2 protein-coding genes are annotated in these 1,800 nt (G+C 60.1%); both read right to left on the bottom strand.

What is annotated here, in order from left to right:
• On the bottom strand, nt 1-251 hold a 251-nt coding region (locus tag O4H53_RS26855; protein ID WP_269368051.1), incomplete at its 3' end, for a hypothetical protein.
• Complete coding sequence (locus tag O4H53_RS26850; protein ID WP_269368049.1) at nt 251-1,771, bottom strand: hypothetical protein; 1,521 nt, start codon at nt 1,769-1,771, stop codon at nt 251-253. The genes O4H53_RS26850 and O4H53_RS26855, both read right to left, overlap by 1 nt.
• Nucleotides 1,772-1,800: the final 29 nt, after the last annotated feature.

Raw genomic sequence — 1,800 nt, 5'->3', positions numbered from 1 at the left:
AGCACCGTACCCTCGTTGGTGGGCACCTCCATGCCGTAGCTGCGCCGCACTCCGGCAGACCAGCCATCGCGCAAGGTTGCGTGGTTACCGAGGCCGGAACGGTCGGCCACCGAATTGACGGGATCGCCATCATTGCCTTCATCGAACAGCCAAAGACCTGCCAGATCGGCCTGCGGCATGCCGTTGATAAGGCGGGCCACCTGTCCGAGACCGGTGGCTGCAAAGTTTGCGTTGGGAAGCGTGATCAGCATCAGGAAAACTCCGAGTAGTTGAGGGGCAGGCAAAACGCCACGCACCAGTTGTGAAGGGGATAGTTCTTGCCCACCAAAGCGGGGATGTTGGCGGCGGCGTACATGCCCCGCTCAGGCACATATTCGTATTGCTCGTGGGCCTTCGTGGGGTCACTGTCGCGCAGGTTGCCATTGCCGTCATGGACTGTCTTGTCGGCATACCAGACCAGCGCGTCCGATGGCGGCGCGGACGCAAGGCGCAGGCGCACAACCGTATCCGCGACGATTTCAACCTCCGAAATTGGATAGACTGTCGCGCCGTCAGCCGAGGTCACGCGGAAACCATTGTCAGCGTAATCGGTCGCGGTAGAGGTCACATAAGGCAGATCAAAGATCAGCGGCGCAACCGGCACATGGAAGCTGATGTGAATATCCACACCGTTGACGGAGATCTCCAAGGGCCGAACCGGCTCCCATGGCTCACCCTCGATCAGCACCTTGCGGGCAACTTTGGCTTGCTGCAGACCGTACCAGCGCGCGCCATTCGCATCGAGGTGCCCGCCCTTGTCGGTGTATGGATAGACCGGCCCGACCATAACCGTGTCAGAGCGCTCCTTGGCCACCTCCAATTGAGCCATACCCACATGCAGCCCAGCATTGCCCCCGCTATCAACGTCGCGGGTGTAGGTCGCCCCCGTCTGATAGGTCATGAACAGCGGCGGCAGGGCCTGACCCGTGATCGCAATCACGTCAGCACCGATATCGTCAAACAGCTGGTGCATCAGGGTCTTGTAAGATGCCTTGTCCCATGACGCGCCTTGATCACGGTAATTGTACTCACCCTGCATCCAGCTAACCGCCGTGACGACATGACTGTCAGACCCAGCCAGGGTCTCCACCTTCGTCACGCCGTCCGTGAGGATGCTGTACCTGTCCACCGCGTCGTGCGTGTTGACCTTAGACAGCTGCTCAATGGTCATGCCCGCAATGGCCGGGCTAATGGCAACCAGGTTGCGACCATCGTTTTCTGACAGCGCGCGCCGGTTCAGGGCCAACTTGAACCCGTTGGCCAGTCCAATCACAGGCGGTTCCCCTTTCGCCTGGTCGCCCGGAGTGAGCGCGGCCTCCTCGACACCCGACAGGTTCGCCGCACCGTCATGTGTATTTGCCACGAGGGGATTGAACTGCAGGGTGCCCAGCACATCGTAGGTATCCGCACCAGAAAGGTTATCAACATTGTCGCCGATCATCAGCGCCCCGGCGACGGGCGTCTTGGAAAGGCTGGGCCATGTTTCACTGCCTTCACCCAGCGATTGCCCGCAGTTGGCCAATGTATTGTAAACAGCCGTCGGCAGCTGCACCGATTGAACGATGCCCTCCTGCATCGCCAGTGATTGAGCCTTGTTCCGGCTGTCCAACGCTTTCGCGTCCACCGCCGTTGTCACATTCTGGGGTAGGTAAACCGCCCCATCCCTGATGCCGAAGCCGATGTACCCATTTGGGTCGGCAATCGCAAAATCCCAATCGGTCAAACCGCCCATCTTGGCACCGCCCGACACCAAAAGTTCAC

The organism is Sulfitobacter sp. G21635-S1 (genome assembly GCF_027213915.1).
Lineage (GTDB): Bacteria > Pseudomonadota > Alphaproteobacteria > Rhodobacterales > Rhodobacteraceae > Sulfitobacter.
This window is presented reverse-complemented; position numbering and strand designations above follow the sequence as displayed.